The sequence below is a fragment of the Citrobacter sp. Cpo061 genome (assembly GCF_030332845.1).
Classification (GTDB): domain Bacteria; phylum Pseudomonadota; class Gammaproteobacteria; order Enterobacterales; family Enterobacteriaceae; genus Citrobacter; species Citrobacter portucalensis.
On sequence record NZ_JAOWHB010000036.1, the window covers coordinates 283,822 to 299,835 of the forward strand.

Below are 16,014 nucleotides of genomic sequence, written 5' to 3' on the forward strand. Positions count from 1 at the left end.
TAGAGTAGGGCGTTTACTCATTAGCTCATTCTTGAATTTCTTTTGCGCTCAGCAAGTTCTCGAATGAGATCGTCTGCAAGCATGTCCTCTACTTTGATAGGAGTTGCGTTGTCGATATACTCAATGATGTCGGCGAGCGCCAGTACATTTCGTTCATATTTTGCTTTCAATGCTATAATTTCAGCATCAAGACGATTTGCCTTACTTATATAAGCAGCGCCGGTTCGGCCCATAGCCAATTTAGCCTTTTCATCTGTAGTCAACTCTCGTTTGCCATCTTCGTAGTTGTTATGCTGGCGAAGCCTGTAATGATTGATGATAATTTTTCGAGAGGTGAGGGTACTAATGCCACCTTTAACTATTCCTTTGGCTTTAAGACGGGCATGTAACGTAGATGGTTGAATGGGGGAATTTTCCAGTCCCTCTTGCACCATAGCTTGTAGCTCGGCTTTGATGTAAGCATCAAGTTCCTTACCCTGAATGACTTTATCGTCTGCATTGCGACTGCGCGGGGTCTTAGCCATTATTATTTCTCTCTATACGTTTCTGTTCAATAAAGAAAAGATCAGCTAGGGTTTTTGGAGTTTTGCCAATTAGCATTTGTTTATTAATTCGCTCAATAACTTTATATAATGGGTTGTTCAGATCATCAGAAAACAGGGAAACCAGTTTTTTCTCGCTTTTAACCTTTATAGTATCAGCTTCAAGAGCCTCGAGCACGATGAGAGCTTCTTCCTGTTCTTTTAATGCCAGCATGAAGCCTGGATTCACTATAGTCAACTTACGGAGTTGAATGATTTCTTTTCGCTTGTTTGATAAACGTCGTGATGCTTCTTCCGCTTCGCCAAGACGACCTGTAAGGGTGAAGTAGCCACAAGGTAGACCAGACTGACACTTAAGCGCGTGAGGACAACCCCAGCGAGCTACATCTCTCGTACAGGCTCCAAATCCAAGAGGATGCAGTTTTGCATGGCGTTGAAGCAGTGATTTCGCCTTATCAACCAAATTTTGTTGTACTAACTTGTCATGTGCACGTTTTAGTTCAGGCAGAAACTTATCGGACATTGTGCCGGTTATATAGTCAACAACCTCAGCAGTTGTTTCACCAAAAGTCTGCATGTTCTGCTTCAGATTATGCTCGGTATTGAGCTCAGGATTTATCATTAGTGAGGTTGTTAATTTAACGTTTGCAACACCTGTATTTTTTACCGTGTTAGAAGACTGTGATAGAGCTGCCATTCTGCGGCTAAGCTCAGTTCTGGGGGAGGGTAGGTTGAGCGGAATGCGGGGCTTCTGCTGCGTAGTAAAGAGTGATAGCTGGAAACTCTTCGTGAGAGCTTGATTGTTCTCATCATAAGCCTTTTCGAGCATATTGATTGCTAGAGAAGCGGTCTGATAGGACTGTGATTCGACCTGATGCTGATAGTGTTTATTCTGGGTAATATCAACACGCCCCATTAGGATGGCCTGAATATGATCCGTCACTCCAGCGATTGCCAAGAATGTATTTATGTTATGTCGCGGTACATGCTTTTTGATAATGACACGGGACCCATCATCTTCAAAAAGATTAAAGTGATCAAAGATTGATTTTCGGTTTTGTGTTCCGCCTAACCACGCTTCTATTGAGTTTTCATCAAGTGGAAAAATATGTTGCAATGAAACAAAATCTTTTCCAATTCCAAATGCACCTTCCGGCATGATGAACATCAGGTCTTCATAATTGAAGTGTTCCCAGTCACCATTGTTTTTGGCTGAAATTATGCACTGGTGCCCAGGCTCGAAGTTTTTTGCTTGAGCGTAACGCTGATAGACATAATCATTCAACTGTTCTTTAGTGAAGTACCAGCTGTTCTTCTGTTTATGAACGGGTATTACCTTAGGTTTATGTCCACTAAAGTTCGCAATGGAATTCCGAATACTCTTTCCAAGATCATTTCTAGAGCCACCAGAACCACTAAACATGATGTCTTCAAGATAATTTTGCTCAACCCATTCATCAGGAAAATCAGCGATCTTATCTGGGAGCAGGTTAGTGAAATTAGAATCTCTGAAGCCCTGAATCGTTTTACGAAACCCCAAGGTCAATTCTTGAACAGATTTATAAATCATCTCAACGACAGAATAAGTGCTTGGCGCCAGCCAATGGATCCGCCATCCAGCCTTTTTCGCACCAAGATACTCAATACCCAACCTGTAAGTAGGCCAGTCTTGATCTATTGCGTGCTGACGTTTTTCTTTATCCGTGATTTCTCGCTTAACCAAAGAAGTCATTTTCAGCAACATTATTTCTTGGAAACGGAAACCGCAAATAATTGTGAGTAACAACATATTGTAAAAGATACGCTGATAACTATTCTCAGCTAAAGCGATCAACTCAATAACACACATAAATGCACGGATTGATATGAGTCTTTCATCATCAGTTTGCTCAGGGGTGGCTTCTTGCGCTTTCTTCCTTTCTTTAGTGCTGTTAGAACCATTTCGACAAGGATACTTATTTTTGACTTCAATATTAACTAAGAAAAGATCATATTGACGTAGTAAAGCAATGGCCTTTACTGCAATATCGCAATAGTCACTGACATTATCAGGACTGTCAGAATTCTCATGATGCCGCTCCATCGCTGTATGAATAATATCGGAAGTCAGATACATTGGGTGCGTTTGACTTGTTTTATTTACCATTTCCCAATACCAGCGCTTCATCACCTGTAATGGTTTGTCTAGTGTAGAACCTGATGGTAATCCGCCAGTGATACACACCAGATGCATGTGATAAGCTCGCATAAAATCCTGAAACTCCGAAGAAATATTCATTTGTGAGAGCCCCTTAATACGACTAGAAACTTCGTCCCACTTAAAGCCGCGATCTTTGGTTTCTTTAAGCCATGCAACACCTTTCTCACCAAAATGCCAGGAACCGGCATTCCACTCCAATTGCCCAACAGCATTGTAGGCAACAAGACGCTCTTCAAATTTTGCTTTATATTTCTCTATATAAATAAGAAGATTATCCGCCTGTTTATTAAGTATTGTCATTTGCGTAGTCATCGTTTAAATAGCCCTCCGGACGTTTGCCATTTCAATGCGAGCCATAACCTGATTTACATGCTGTTTCAGCCGCACTAATTCCTTGAGAAGTGGATGATTTAAAACGCCAGCATCATCGGCAACATCACGGACATTTTGGATTTCATCATTCAGCGAAAGAAATACTTTTTTGTGATTTCCATCTATAAATGGTTTGAAATACAGGCAACCGTAACATCCACGACCCTGTGCAAAGGGGCACATGTCTTCTTCATAATTACATCCACCGAGATGGTAATGAAGTTGCCCACCAATTGACCCTGCAACATTGCGGCCTCCCCATTCGCTGCTGTGAACCAAATTCCCAGTCAACATGAGTGCCATCATGTTCTTAAACACAGGGTTGCGACCCAAAGCAGCCTCACGAATATCAGCCATCTCAGGGGTGGCTGCAATGTATCGATCTGCAACAACATAAGAGGATTGACCCAATATATAAGCTATCTCAGGAGCACTGGCACCACTCATTGCCATTGAGTGACCAACGTTGTGACGAAAGAGGCTTGCGGTATATACAGGTAGTTGATAATCATCGTTTTTTACTGCCTCCTGAATCTCCTGTGGTGAAAATCTGAAAAGCATTTTCTTTAATGACGCTTCCACCATCTTCATTGAAGATACTATGATGGAAAACATTGGGTCGGTATCACCAATTCCAACTAGGTACTTATACAGTAAGATTAACTTTCCAAGTTCTTCCGGAATTGCAACTCGAACTCGATCGATAGTTAGTTTTGACTTTTTGGCATATGGCACAAGTACTGAATAACGCATCCCGTACTTATTCTCGGTATCAACGATAAAATCTCCTCCGGAAAGTTTACCGATCTGTACAGGTCTGGCCCCAATGTAATATACTATGCCAATAATAATGCAGTCCCGTAATGTATCAATTTTAATGGTTTTCTTTACAGTTTCCAGATGAATGTTTTTATTTTCTTCAACATCAATTTTTGGACATAGTTTAGATGCCCAACGTTGAATGCCATTTTCTATCATTAGGCATACTTCTTCTGGTATAACGAGGTCTAGGTTTTGGTAGCGAGCCCAGTTATTATTCCTAGGGCGTGGCACTTCCAGCAATAGATCTTCCAGCTCATTACTGTCATCCTTACTTCCGAAGAATCCACTACGATCAAGTTTTCGTAACGCATAGAGGGTGTAATAGAACTGACTGCTGTCTGAGTGATTTCGCTCAGTCTTCGCAACCAGCATTTGCATTTTTTCAATAAGGCTTTCGCGAGTGATAACCTCAATTTGTTTGAAAGTTGTTGCGACAAACTGAGCAAATTTATCAGCAACACTTGCCGAGTTCTCATTAATGTACGCGATCGTTAAGTATTTCAAGAGCTTGAGTGAAACTGGTGATAAATCACAAAAGTATTTACCAGTAGAGAATAATATAGCCACATTATTACCTGAGAATCTGTATCGCCAATCATCATGTAGATATAAATATCGGTCATCAAATTCTGTTGCATTTATTAAAAACAATCGTGTAGGGAGCTGAATATTTTCAATCCATTCAAGCTGTTCTTTTTTAAAGTGAAGGGGAGAGATTTTAAATAAATCGCCCCCAGTGATACCGCTCTCAGTTGAATAGATCTTTGAATGTGAAGTCTTCGTCATAAACATTATCTTCTAGCAAGTTGTAGGTTTTTGTTTGCGAAATGTTTGTTCTTGGGGAAGCTAAATGCATATCTGAATGTTTCGTACGCTTATAGTTGCTCTGGTTACTCACCACTTCAATAAACCGCTTGGCATATCTTAATGGAACTTTACTGGTCAGTGACCAGCCGCCTAAAGCACGAAGTTGTTCAATAGCTGGTTCAAGTACTCCATTCATCCTTGCTCGAATACCATAGTCTTGCGCCAGTATTAGTGATTCACTCAGGAGACTATTGTAAATAAACTCAAGAGTGATGTTAGCCCAAGTATGCCGCCCAACGTGTGGTGTTATATTAACCATATTATTAATGATATTATTACTTTTCGCACGATAATGAGGGAATAGGGCAATGAATGCCGGATCAATTTGTTCCTTATAAAATGTTCTAATTGCATCGTAAGTTAATGGAGTTAACCTACCTGAGCCTTTAATAAAAACGAATTCATGGTCATCAATTTTTTTCTCTTCAAATAATGGGGACCGATATTGCTCCATATAAATGGTAAACATAATGAAGTCATCTTCGGTCAGTTCGATTTGTCGCTGTGAATGCTCAGTCTTGAGTGAAGGTTGTTGTTTCCTTGGATCAACTACATCATCTGGTAGATTTTGTACAATCAGGATGAAACGAATGTTACCTCGTGAGTCTGGAAGGGTTGGCCCCACGCAATCCTTCAACAACAATTGAACTTCACCAACACGTAAGCCATAGTTAAACATTAACCGGTGGATAAGGTAGTTACGGTATTGTTGAAATCCTGAATCGAATGGGTTTTGGGGATTAACCACGGCCGTGAATAATTCGCCGGTCTCGATATCTGAAAATTCAGGAGTGGAGGGGATTAACATGTTCGTTAGTTCGACACTTTGCTGACTGGTGATACTTTTGTATCGGTGTGCGGGTTCGTTCCTGGATACTTCAACTCTGTTGAAGACCTTAATTCTGTCAGCGAGATCTCTGTGGTTCGCCTGGTTAATCTGGTGAGCTTCAACAGGTGACATATCCTGGTATGCCAGATTCATATATCTATAGTTGAGATACTTAAGGAATCGGCCAACGTTTCTGACGTGGTTACCATAGGTGGACTTGTTGGTTCTGGAGAGTGCAGAATGTAAAAACCCGGTAGAGATTATGTCGGTCTCGTCACTCAGGTGCTGCTTCCCGAGCAGGTAAGTAAAGAAGCCATCAAGCTCCCTGATAAAACAGGAGATATTGTAGCCAGACCGATAGAAATCGTAGTCAAATGTTCGTTTGTGCTTCTTAAAGTAATAGACGTAAAAGAAACGCAGCGAACACAGAATGTTTTCTTGAGTCCCCAGATGTTTCTTGCTGAGTTCATTCATTCCATAAATTGTGGCGAACATGACCGGTAGGGTAGTCACATCATCAACTATGAGATGAGTTCTCTGGTTGTTCCTCGATAAATGTAAGATGGAATATGCCATGAACTTAGCGGATGCTCCGTAATTTTTGCGTTATGAAGTCATCGTAAGTCCACAACTAAACTTTGGCAACTGACTGATTCATCGGTAAGTTCCTGAAAGAGAGAAACTCATGAACTTAAGAACAAACCCACCATATTTAACATAATATACATTATGCGCACTAACGTAGATAAAGGCTGAATCTGATGTTTTATGGTCATCCTTGTACCGCTCAATAATGACGCCTCAAAACCCTTTCAAGCACAGTTGCCTCAACAGCGCTAACAGTTCTGGATGATGGCTCTCGACTACAGCTGGTTATGCAAATAGCTGTTTTATGTCTTCTACAATTCCACCGCGACTCTCACTTCACTGAACATTAAAACTGATAACTGTAGTTCACACTGGCAAACCACAGATACGGATTATCGTAACTCCCCTGATAAATTGATGGTGACTGTACGTGGGACGACTGCATATGCAGATACGACACGGCAGCACCGATATTGCTTTGTGGTGTAATTTGATATTGCGCTCCGGTAGCAAATCGCCATTCATCACCGGTCGGCAACGTCAGCGCCACATCGCTTTGCGAATTATAGACTGTACTATCAAAAGCTACGCCCGCATTCAAACGCCATTGTTCCGTAGGTCGAAATTGCACACCTAAAGCCGTATGCCACGAATCCTTCAGACGACTGGACTTATCAACTTCTTGCCCGACCACCGTTATTTGCGGCGCGCCGAACTGACTCCAGTCCTGCCAGCCAAGATCGCCCATCACTGACCACTGTTTATTAATGTCATGAACCAGACTTAACATAATCTGCTGTGGAGCACGTACCTGCGCAGAAATAGGCAAATCGTATTCCACGTTCGGTAAGTTCGGGAAACGCGCTTTGCCGTCAATATCAAAATCGTACTCAGTTTTGCTGGTCCAGGAGATACCGGCCCGGGTTTGATCGGTCAGTTCCATTAATAATCCCAGACGATAGCTCATCGCCCAGTCATGATCCTTTTCTTTTTCATCGTTGCCATCAACATTTCGAGTGAGTGACAGAAAACCGTAATTGACGTTAACAGAGCCCCCAACGGAAACCCTGTCACTAAGCTTATAAGCCAGCGATGGACTGAGCGTCATCGCAACCATGGTGCTTTTCTTAATCAGCCGGTCGCCGGACCAATTGCCAAAATCGATCCCCAGACCGTAATTCCCGTATAGCCCAATACCAGCATAAAGATCGTCATTCACCTTCTGGGCATAGAATGCGCTGGCATTTGGAAAGAAGCGCATGATGTCACCGGGGCTTTTACGCCCCGTCTCGTCTTCAAGGGTGTAGGACACATCACCATCCATTGCCTGTAATCCACCGGTGAACATATGATCCGGAAGTCGCGTCATTCCTGCGGGGTTAGTCACGATGGTGGAGGCATCCTGCGCACGTGCTGCCTGCCCCGCCCCTGCCAAAGCCGTATCTTCGGTGCCTATTTCATAAAAATAGAGTGCGCTAGCTTGTGCTAACGGCGAGCAAAAAAGACTAAGATAAATCAAGGTCAATTTTTTCATAGGCCACCTGCAGAATTTCTTCATTATTGAAGTAGTTAGCGTCTGTAAAAGCGTAGCTCGCAGCATTTAAATTGTCAGGCAAAAGCACCGGATTAAAAGCGCGACTTGTGCATACGTTCGAGCTGGATTTTGTCTGCTTCACTCGCTGTGTCAGCCAGGGACTGAAAACTATCTGGTGCGTAATAAGTTTTCGGTCGCGGAAGCGATTGCATGGAAGTGCCCGGGTAAATTTGTAACTCGCCCAGGCGCGCAAGCCGATATCCTTCGATCACGGCGGGAAAAGTCAGTTGCAGTGGCGTGGCGTTCTCGTACGAAACTGGGGTTGGTAACCGGTTATGCTCAAGATTATAGTTACGCTTTAACACCAGAAATTTATCTGGAACCCTACGTTTACTGTTCCACCAGTCACCGTCCAATTCGCGAAACTTACGCTCAGTTTCAGTCCGGGTTGCGACGCCAAGTTGCAGTAAAACCCGCTGCAGTTCGCGATCCACCGCCGCGTTGTAGGCCGCAATGGATTCCACCCTGCCCTGTAAAATCACGTTGATGGCGATACGAGCACCCAGTAGATTTGAATAGAGATCTTCCGGGGAAAATGCAGAAATCTGCTCAGAAAAACCGGGAACAGACTCGAATCCATACCACTGTGCAATTTCGTGCCATTGAGCCAGTTCAAAGGCCAGATTCCCCGCCAACCAGGCGGCCAATGTGTAACGCTGCGCCATTGCCGCAGGAGGTGTGAAACCGTGTAGCTGTATCCGTCTGACGCCCAATTCTTCGCTGTAAAAAAAACGCCACTGTTGACCAAGTTTTGGATAAATACGAGAAAAGAGGTAAAAGGTGTTATCCGCCGTATCGCGAACGTGCGCTATGTCGATAAAACCCCCACGGTGGGTATAAAGCAGTCCGTTTTTTTCCTCACTCAGTCCAACGATATTTTTCACGGCCCCCAACGCACTATCGTTATAGTGATGACGCCCCAGTGAATCTAACGTTAATACATTGCCAATCTGGTAGACAGGGATCGGCACACCTATCGCCCTGACATGAAGATCATAGCCAAACGCGCAGCATGGGCGTAGTGACTCCGGCGGTGCTAAATGGCCGACAACGGGATATGCCTTATGCGCTTGTTTAAGAGTGAGGCCAGGAACTTCCGCGCAGGCAAATCCGGCTACCAGCAGTAAAAACAGAAATCCTTTAGCCATTCAGAATGCCTCCGCAATTTGAAAATAGAATCCTGCACTCTCTCTCCCAAAACCTAAATCCAGGCGGATATTCATGGCGGGCTTCACTTCAAAGCGATAACCGACACCCGCATTAGGTAAGATCGGATGATGTCCCATATCGTCAATGTTTCTGCCTAAAGCTCCTGCGCCCAACCACAACACGTAACCATGTCGCCAGTTGAGTTTTTTTCGATATTCCACCTGCCCACTTACCACATCCTTATCCCGATAACGCCCCTGGTAATACCCCCGCAGACGGCGGTCGTCTCCGGCCATTGATAAACGATCCCACGGCACGTCTCCACGAGTGAAACGTCCCCATAAATCGAACGCCAGCACAGTCCTGTCATCAAGTAAAAGGTAACGATCGTATTGAACCTGTGCTGCCGTAAAATGAGTATCTGAACCAAAAGACGGATCAAACCAGGTGTACTCCAGCTTAAAATAGTGTCCATGCTGTGGCCGCGTGACAACGTCACGCGTGTCGTAACTCAGACTTACACTGGGTCCAGACGATAACGGCGATGTCTGCGCATTATTTAGGCTGAACACGTCCCCCTGATGCGGATCGTCAACGTCCGCCTGCATAGAAGAAAAATCCCAACCCACGCCGAGATAAACGCGTTCAGCGATTTCTCGCATCAATACAGGATGCAAACTCACGGAGTTGTTGGTGTAATCCTGTTCATTACCCTGGGCTGCGTCGTAGCCAATGCCCCAAAAACCCGTTGGCACTTTGTTCACTGAGCCGTCCACAAACAATCGCCAACGGTCGTCGGTAAAAAAGGTATAACTGCTGATCCCCATTCCCAACGCCCCGCTGGCACTGACATAACCCGTCAAGGAAACAGAAGAGTTCTGAGTTGTTTTATCTGCCGCATCCACCCGGTAGATCCCCGCCACCGCCATGCCAAGACCCAGCTTCAGCTCTGGAGTGTAAAATGGCCCCGGCAACACGCTCCAGTTCACCCCTTTTGCCGGATCGTACTGGTTATCCGCACCCAGCTTCCCGAGGAAAGCGTCAATTGAGGGTTGATCCAATGTTAACGCCTCCGCAGACCAGGTCGTCAGAGCCAATAGCGATGTCAACATGACGCGAAAACCGTTCATCAGAAGCGATATTCACCGGCAATAAAGAAGCTATTGCGTTCGTTAAATCCAAACTCCGTCAGGACGTTAAATTGTGGTGTCATTTCAAACTGAGTCCCCAGCAGCATGTTCCACGGAGAGGTCAGATTCTGTTTAACATCAAATCGCCCGTTGCCATCCTGGTTTACGGCCTGGATCAGTGGCTGAAGCTCAGCGGGCATATGCAGATCGGAGAGGCTACCCCTGAACTCCTGCTGCACATTCTGGTACATACTCCCCACCCAGACGCTCAGATGCGATTCGCCCACCGGCCCCTGAAATTTAAAGCGATACCCAACACGGGGAGACACAGTAAGGGCTGAAATTTTGCCATCCAGAATGTCAAAATCAGTACGGGTATAGTTGGTATCCACCAGGGCAAACCAGTTTTCGTATCCTCCTGCCAAAGTAATACCAGTTCCCCAGGTTGTGCCTTTAAAATCTAGAACAAAATCAATATCCTGTAGCTCACCGCTCTGATAAAGCTGATGCACAGATGATGCGATAATGCGGTCAACACCGGTGTAGCGCGAAGGGTCTGCATCTACTGAAACATTCGAGACCGACGATCCGCGTGTGTGCCCTACCAGCCCGTAAATGTTCAAAAACGGGAAGACCCACATGTCCAGACGCAGGTTTTCAGTTTTGCTCTGTTCACGCGTATGGCCGGCATCAATATTGAACATATCGACAGGAATCGGGTGATTGCCAAGCGCCAGTCCGGAAAAACTGATGCTATCGACATCAATATTTTGCCGCATGTTCATATAGCTCAGGTTGATGCCAAACGGTAGCGGAATGGCATATCCCCGCGCCCTGGCCTCCTCGCCCCAAATCGGAAACGTGCTGGCATCAGTTTCAGCTGCGCTGGCCACGCCGGAAACCCACAGCAACGGAACAACCGCGTGGAACCATTTCATTATTTGTCCTCATTCATTCCGCTCATCCCTACAGGCCAGAGCCAACATTAAAATAAACTGCTTGTTCGTTATCGCTAAAAGCGACATCTACACCGGTACGCAGTCCGTATTCGCGCGCAATCAAATATCGAATACCGCTGCCCCAGGCCACTTCTGCGCTACGGTAAAGCTCTGATGTACTGTCTGCCGCACTTCCAGCACCGACAAAACCCAAAACAATCCAACGCGACGACATTTGCCAGGCTAACTGCGTCTGAACGGTACTCACGTCATCCCCCTGATAGCGATAGCGAGAGATACCACGAAGTTCGATATAAGGGCGCGCCATTGGTGGCAGATGTTTATCCTGCTGCGACAGCGTTTGATAGTCCCCTGCAAGTGAAAGCGTCCAGTCGGCGTTCAGTGGCAGGAAAAACTTGCCTTCGAGCGTCAGCAGGTCATAGCGATAGTCGCCCCCAAGATAGTGGCCGTAGAATTGATACTCGCCGCTAAGAGAAAGCCCGCGTCCGGGCCAAAAGAAGTTATCAGTTGTGTCGTATTCCGCTACCAGCCCCAATGCAGAGGTGATGCTGCTTTCACCCAATAGCTGCCGCCATACCTGGTTGACGAGCGGATTATTGCGGGCAGAGATATCCATCTTTGCCCAGAACTGTGATGCTCCCAAAAAAACGGGAGAATCCCCTGCGCGAAAGAGAAGCTTTTGCATACCGCCATAACCGCGAGTTTCGGTTTCCACGGCCCGGTTATTGCCAAAGCCCAATACGTCACCGGAATATATATCCAGATTGACATCGGCATAGCCTCCTGCAACCAGATAGCGAATGTGGTCATCCTGCCAGGTGTGGCGATGCCCCCCTCCTACAAACCAGGTACCGTTTTGCGTTCCGCCACCGCCAAACGCGCTCATGGCCGGAGGAATAAACTGCCCATCAACCTGTCGTCCCTTGCCATGCAGAAACAGACCGAACAGGCCGCCGCCATAACCAACGGCCGGTTCGGTAATAACCAGCGGAATCGGTAGAAAACCGTACGGGTTTTCTTGTAAATAACGGCTCATGTCCACCATGCCGTCTTCAGGATCAATAAGCCCTGTCGCCATAGCGCGCCAGCACAGCAGAGGAATTAGCAGAAAAAGCCAACGCATTATTTCCCGCCTTCTGGCGGTGTTGCGGGTGCGGTATACCAATTCTCTTTGGCCACCATCACGCTGTTTTCTGGCTGTAGCACAAAATTCGGAGACATAATCTGCACGTTAAATTCGTTGAAGACGTCCTGAATATTGCTATGCAGTTCATTACGGGCATCTGCCAGAGATACATCCGGCAGCAGGCGCACCTGCAATTCATAGGAAATATACCAGTCCATCAGACTCAGCTGACGCACCAACGGCGGCTGTGAAAGATCGATTCCTTTGGCCCGCTTGGCTGCCAACTCCAGCATTGCGTGGACCTGGCGCCAGGGCGTGTCGTAGCCAATGGTAACGCCGACCGTCAGGTTGACGCCGCCGTTGGTGCTTTGCGCGCTAAGGTTAGTAATTTTTCCACTAACCACTACCGCATTTGGCACGGTGACCACGTAATTTTCACGAGTGATAATTTTGGTCGCGAGCATACCAATTTCGCTTACCAATCCCTCGTTGTCCGCTACCCGAATCATGTCGCCTTTGCGTAGCGCGCGCGAATAGATCAAAACCAGTCCACTCATTGCGTGGTTCATCACCCCGGCCGACCCCAGCGTGAGCATCAGGCCAAAGAAAACGCTGATACCTTTAAACGCCAGTGAATTGGCACCAGGCAAAAAGGGATAGGCTGCAGATAGCGCAAAGAGCCACACCACCACAGAGATCAACTTCCGGGTTGCGCCCACGGTTTCAGGGTGAATTCCAGGCAACTGCAAACGCCCTGCCTCCACCTGGTTGAGAACCACTTTAAGCAACTTCAGGATGAAGGCCGTGATGAGAAAAATGATCAGGACGATCATCAAGCCAGGTAACGCTGAGACAATCGACAATGCAATATCACGCACTACGCGTACAGACCAGTCACCAAGGGACTCTCCCCAGACGCGCGTCCAGGGAAACAGGCTAAAGACCCAACTCAGCCAAACGTAAAGTGCAACGATACCCAGCAGGATCATCAACAGTGCGTACAGGCGTGTCTCGATAGCGCCGATAAAACGCCGCCAACTTTGGGGGATCCAGCTTTTGTTCTCAAAAATGCGACGACGATAAACGCGTCTGACCCAACGCCAGGAACGGTATGCACCGAACCAAAACAGCACCAGTCCCACCAGACCAGCCACCGTTTTCACCGCCGACAGCGCCAGCCAACCGCTGTTATACTGATCGCTCAATGCAGACCGCTGCGCCTCCATGCGCGCCAGTACGCGCTGCGCCGCCTGGTCGAGCGTAAGATCGTCTCCTTCGTCGAGATCGCCTTGTGTCAGCAACATCACCGGTTTACCGTTCATCACGATAAGCCTTCCCGGCTGGTTATAACGCGTGACCGATACAACCTGTAGCGGTTCGCGAACATCGGCTTCAGTGAAATTTCGTAGCGTATTGCGGATGCGCAGCACCCGCTCTTCTGGCGTAGTAAGGCCGAATTTCGCCTGGAGCATGACAATCGGTTGATGAAAAATATAAACCGTTCGCGCGCGTTCCTTTTCGGTGGGCTCCTGACGAGGTTCCGCCGCATATGTGTTAACAACCAAAGAGGAAAGAAAGCACATTAAAAAAGCGATCACAATCCTGTTCATATTCGCCACCGAAAACACGAGAATTATCGTTATTATTCAAAAAGCCAACGCAAATTTGATTGCTTTTTTTTAGCATAGACCAGCCTTTCACTTACGCAATGTTAGTGATAAAGAGATCTTCATTTCATGTGAAAGATGACATTGCCTTTCAAAGGTTCTTTTCCTCATCACTAAATATAAGCGTTCGATTATCCCCTCTGATAAAAAGGTAAATGACGTTTCCCTACGGGGTCAGTCAGCGTATCCACTCGTAAAGAAATAGCACCTCTTTGACCTGAATAGAGCATTTGGCAGCTATGTATCCGCGTGGCTTGCATAGCGTCCTGGTGCGTAAAATTAACTGTCAGTGTGTGTTGCATCGATTCAGCATTATGTTGAAATCCAATAATGATAACTTCTTCCATAATTTATTATTAAATAACTTCCAGATGGAATAACCCCTCCGCCTTAATTAAGCTGCATTAAATTAATCACGATGCGAAAGATATGCCCTGCATTATTCATATTTTTGCAGGAATTCTCGAATAGTTATCTTGTGAAAGTAATTAACCTCCATTAGAAAAAATTTGGAGGATTTTGTTCGTGTCTATACTCAAAAGGCTTTCCTAATGAACGGAGTTCCCCACCATGCATAAAAGTGTCCCTTTTAGAAGGACGATGATTGCCAGTGTGCTAACGTTAGCAGCTGGCGCTGTGTCCACTGTTCATGCTGCACCGGCGACATCTACCGCACCGGAAAATGCGCCAAAGCAAGACTCATCTAAACCAAATATTGTCGTTATATTTGGTGATGACATCGGCTACTGGAACCTGAGTACCTACAATCAGGGCACCATGGGATATAAAACCCCAAATATCGACAGCATCGCTGCCGAAGGTGCCAAGTTCACCTCCTACTACGCTGAGCAAAGCTCGACCGCTGGCCGTTCTTCATTCATTACCGGACAAATGCCGTTCCGTACCGGGATGAGTAAGGTGGGGATGCCGGGTGCGCCGCAGGGTCTGCAAAAAGAAGATCCGACCATTGCGAACATCCTGAAGCAACTGGGCTACGCTACTGGCCAGTTTGGTAAAAACCACCTCGGTGATCGCGATGAATTCCTGCCAACCGCGCACGGATTCGATGAGTTCATGGGTAACCTTTACCACCTGAACGCCGAAGAAGAACCGGAGAACCCGGACTACCCGAAAGATCCGGCCTTCCGCAAAGAGTTTGGCCCACGTGGCGTCATTAAGAGCACCGCCGATGGCAAGATTGAAGATACCGGTCCGCTTACCGTCCAGCGTATGAAAACCGTGGACGAAGAAACGCTCGCTGCCAACAACGACTTCATGGAACGTCAGGTTAAAGCCGGTAAGCCATTCTTCACCTGGTTCAATACCACCCGTATGCATAACAAAACGCACCTGAAAGACGGGAGCATTGGTGCTACGGGCCTTGGAACCTACGCCGACGGCATGGTGGAACATGACAAGATGATTGGTGAAGTGCTGCAGAAGATTAAAGATCTCGGCATCGAAGACAATACGATCCTCGTCTATACCACCGATAACGGCCCGATGACAGCAACCTGGCCGGATGCAGGCGAAACGCCTTTCCGCGGCGAGAAGAACACCGGTTGGGAAGGTGGTTTCCGCGTACCTGCGATGATTCGTTGGCCGGGCCACGTTAAGCCAGGCACCATCGTTGACGGCATTTTCGGCAGTAACGACTGGTTCCCTACCCTGGTTGCGGCTGCGGGCGATCCGAACATTAAAAACGAGCTGTTAAAAGGCTACAAAACGCCGTCCATTACCTACAAGGTGCACCTGGATGGCTACAACCAGCTCGACTACCTCCAGGGCAAAGGCCCGAATCAGCGTAAAGAATTCTTCTACTGGAGCGATGACGGCGATCTGCTGGCTATGCGCTACGAGCGTTGGAAAGTTCACTTTATGATTCAGGAGCATACCGGTCTTGATCTGTGGAAATACCCGTTCACCAAGCTGCGTACGCCGTTGATCTTTGACCTTGAGGTCGATCCGCTGGAGAAAGGCAGCGACGGTATGGGCTACAACTCCTGGTTCTACGACCGTCTGTTCCTTATGGGCGGCGCGCAGAAATACGCGAAAGAGATGCTGGAAACCTTCAAAGAGTTCCCACCGCGTCAGAAACCGGGTTCGTTCACCATTTCCGACGCTTCGGCGATGCTGGAACAAGGCTCTAATATCAATAAATAACCTAAG

11 protein-coding genes are annotated in these 16,014 nt (G+C 46.7%); 1 reads left to right on the forward strand and 10 read right to left on the reverse strand.

From position 1 onward, the window contains the following. Nucleotides 1-20 precede the first annotated feature (20 nt). The 10 genes from OGX97_RS07360 to OGX97_RS07405 all read right to left on the reverse strand — a co-directional run bounded on the left by OGX97_RS07360 (nucleotide 21) and on the right by OGX97_RS07405 (nucleotide 13,788). Nucleotides 21-524 (reverse strand): hypothetical protein, encoded by a 504-nt coding sequence (locus tag OGX97_RS07360; RefSeq protein WP_286592141.1) that lies wholly within the window; start codon nucleotides 522-524, stop codon nucleotides 21-23. Then, nucleotides 517-3,054 carry a hypothetical protein gene (locus tag OGX97_RS07365; protein WP_286592143.1) on the reverse strand — a complete coding sequence of 846 codons (2,538 nt, stop codon included), beginning with the start codon at nucleotides 3,052-3,054 and terminating at the stop codon, nucleotides 517-519. The genes OGX97_RS07360 and OGX97_RS07365 overlap by 8 nt, the downstream gene beginning before the upstream one ends. 3 nt (nucleotides 3,055-3,057) lie before the next feature. Further along, nucleotides 3,058-4,722, reverse strand: a complete 1,665-nt coding sequence (locus tag OGX97_RS07370) for a site-specific integrase (protein WP_286592146.1) — start codon at nucleotides 4,720-4,722, stop codon at nucleotides 3,058-3,060. Beyond that, on the reverse strand, nucleotides 4,685-6,208 hold the full coding sequence (locus OGX97_RS07375; protein ID WP_286592148.1) for a site-specific integrase: 1,524 nt from the start codon (nucleotides 6,206-6,208) through the stop codon (nucleotides 4,685-4,687). Before OGX97_RS07375 ends, OGX97_RS07370 begins: the two co-directional genes overlap by 38 nt. A 358-nt stretch (nucleotides 6,209-6,566) precedes the next feature. Then, nucleotides 6,567-7,754 carry an OmpP1/FadL family transporter gene (locus OGX97_RS07380; RefSeq protein ID WP_079934034.1) on the reverse strand — a complete coding sequence of 396 codons (1,188 nt, stop codon included), beginning with the start codon at nucleotides 7,752-7,754 and terminating at the stop codon, nucleotides 6,567-6,569. A gap of 92 nt (nucleotides 7,755-7,846) precedes the next feature. After that, nucleotides 7,847-8,962, reverse strand: coding sequence for a DUF4056 domain-containing protein (locus OGX97_RS07385; protein WP_079934033.1), 1,116 nt, complete (start codon nucleotides 8,960-8,962; stop codon nucleotides 7,847-7,849). Further along, the gene (locus tag OGX97_RS07390; protein WP_235123753.1) at nucleotides 8,963-10,075 is read right to left on the reverse strand and encodes a BamA/TamA family outer membrane protein; all 1,113 of its coding nucleotides are present in this window, start codon (nucleotides 10,073-10,075) and stop codon (nucleotides 8,963-8,965) included. Between the two features lie 17 nt (nucleotides 10,076-10,092). After that, nucleotides 10,093-11,031 (reverse strand): hypothetical protein, encoded by a 939-nt coding sequence (locus tag OGX97_RS07395; RefSeq protein WP_008784763.1) that lies wholly within the window; start codon nucleotides 11,029-11,031, stop codon nucleotides 10,093-10,095. A 28-nt stretch (nucleotides 11,032-11,059) separates the two neighbouring features. Then, nucleotides 11,060-12,175 carry a BamA/TamA family outer membrane protein gene (locus OGX97_RS07400; RefSeq protein ID WP_071446452.1) on the reverse strand — a complete coding sequence of 372 codons (1,116 nt, stop codon included), beginning with the start codon at nucleotides 12,173-12,175 and terminating at the stop codon, nucleotides 11,060-11,062. Continuing rightward, nucleotides 12,175-13,788: a mechanosensitive ion channel family protein gene (locus tag OGX97_RS07405; RefSeq protein ID WP_032943434.1), complete on the reverse strand. Its 1,614-nt coding sequence runs from the start codon at nucleotides 13,786-13,788 to the stop codon at nucleotides 12,175-12,177. Before OGX97_RS07405 ends, OGX97_RS07400 begins: the two co-directional genes overlap by 1 nt. Nucleotides 13,789-14,415: 627 nt before the next feature. On the opposite strand from OGX97_RS07405, the gene OGX97_RS07410 reads away from it, so the two are divergent. Next, nucleotides 14,416-16,008 (forward strand): arylsulfatase, encoded by a 1,593-nt coding sequence (locus OGX97_RS07410; protein ID WP_079934031.1) that lies wholly within the window; start codon nucleotides 14,416-14,418, stop codon nucleotides 16,006-16,008. Nucleotides 16,009-16,014: the final 6 nt, after the last annotated feature.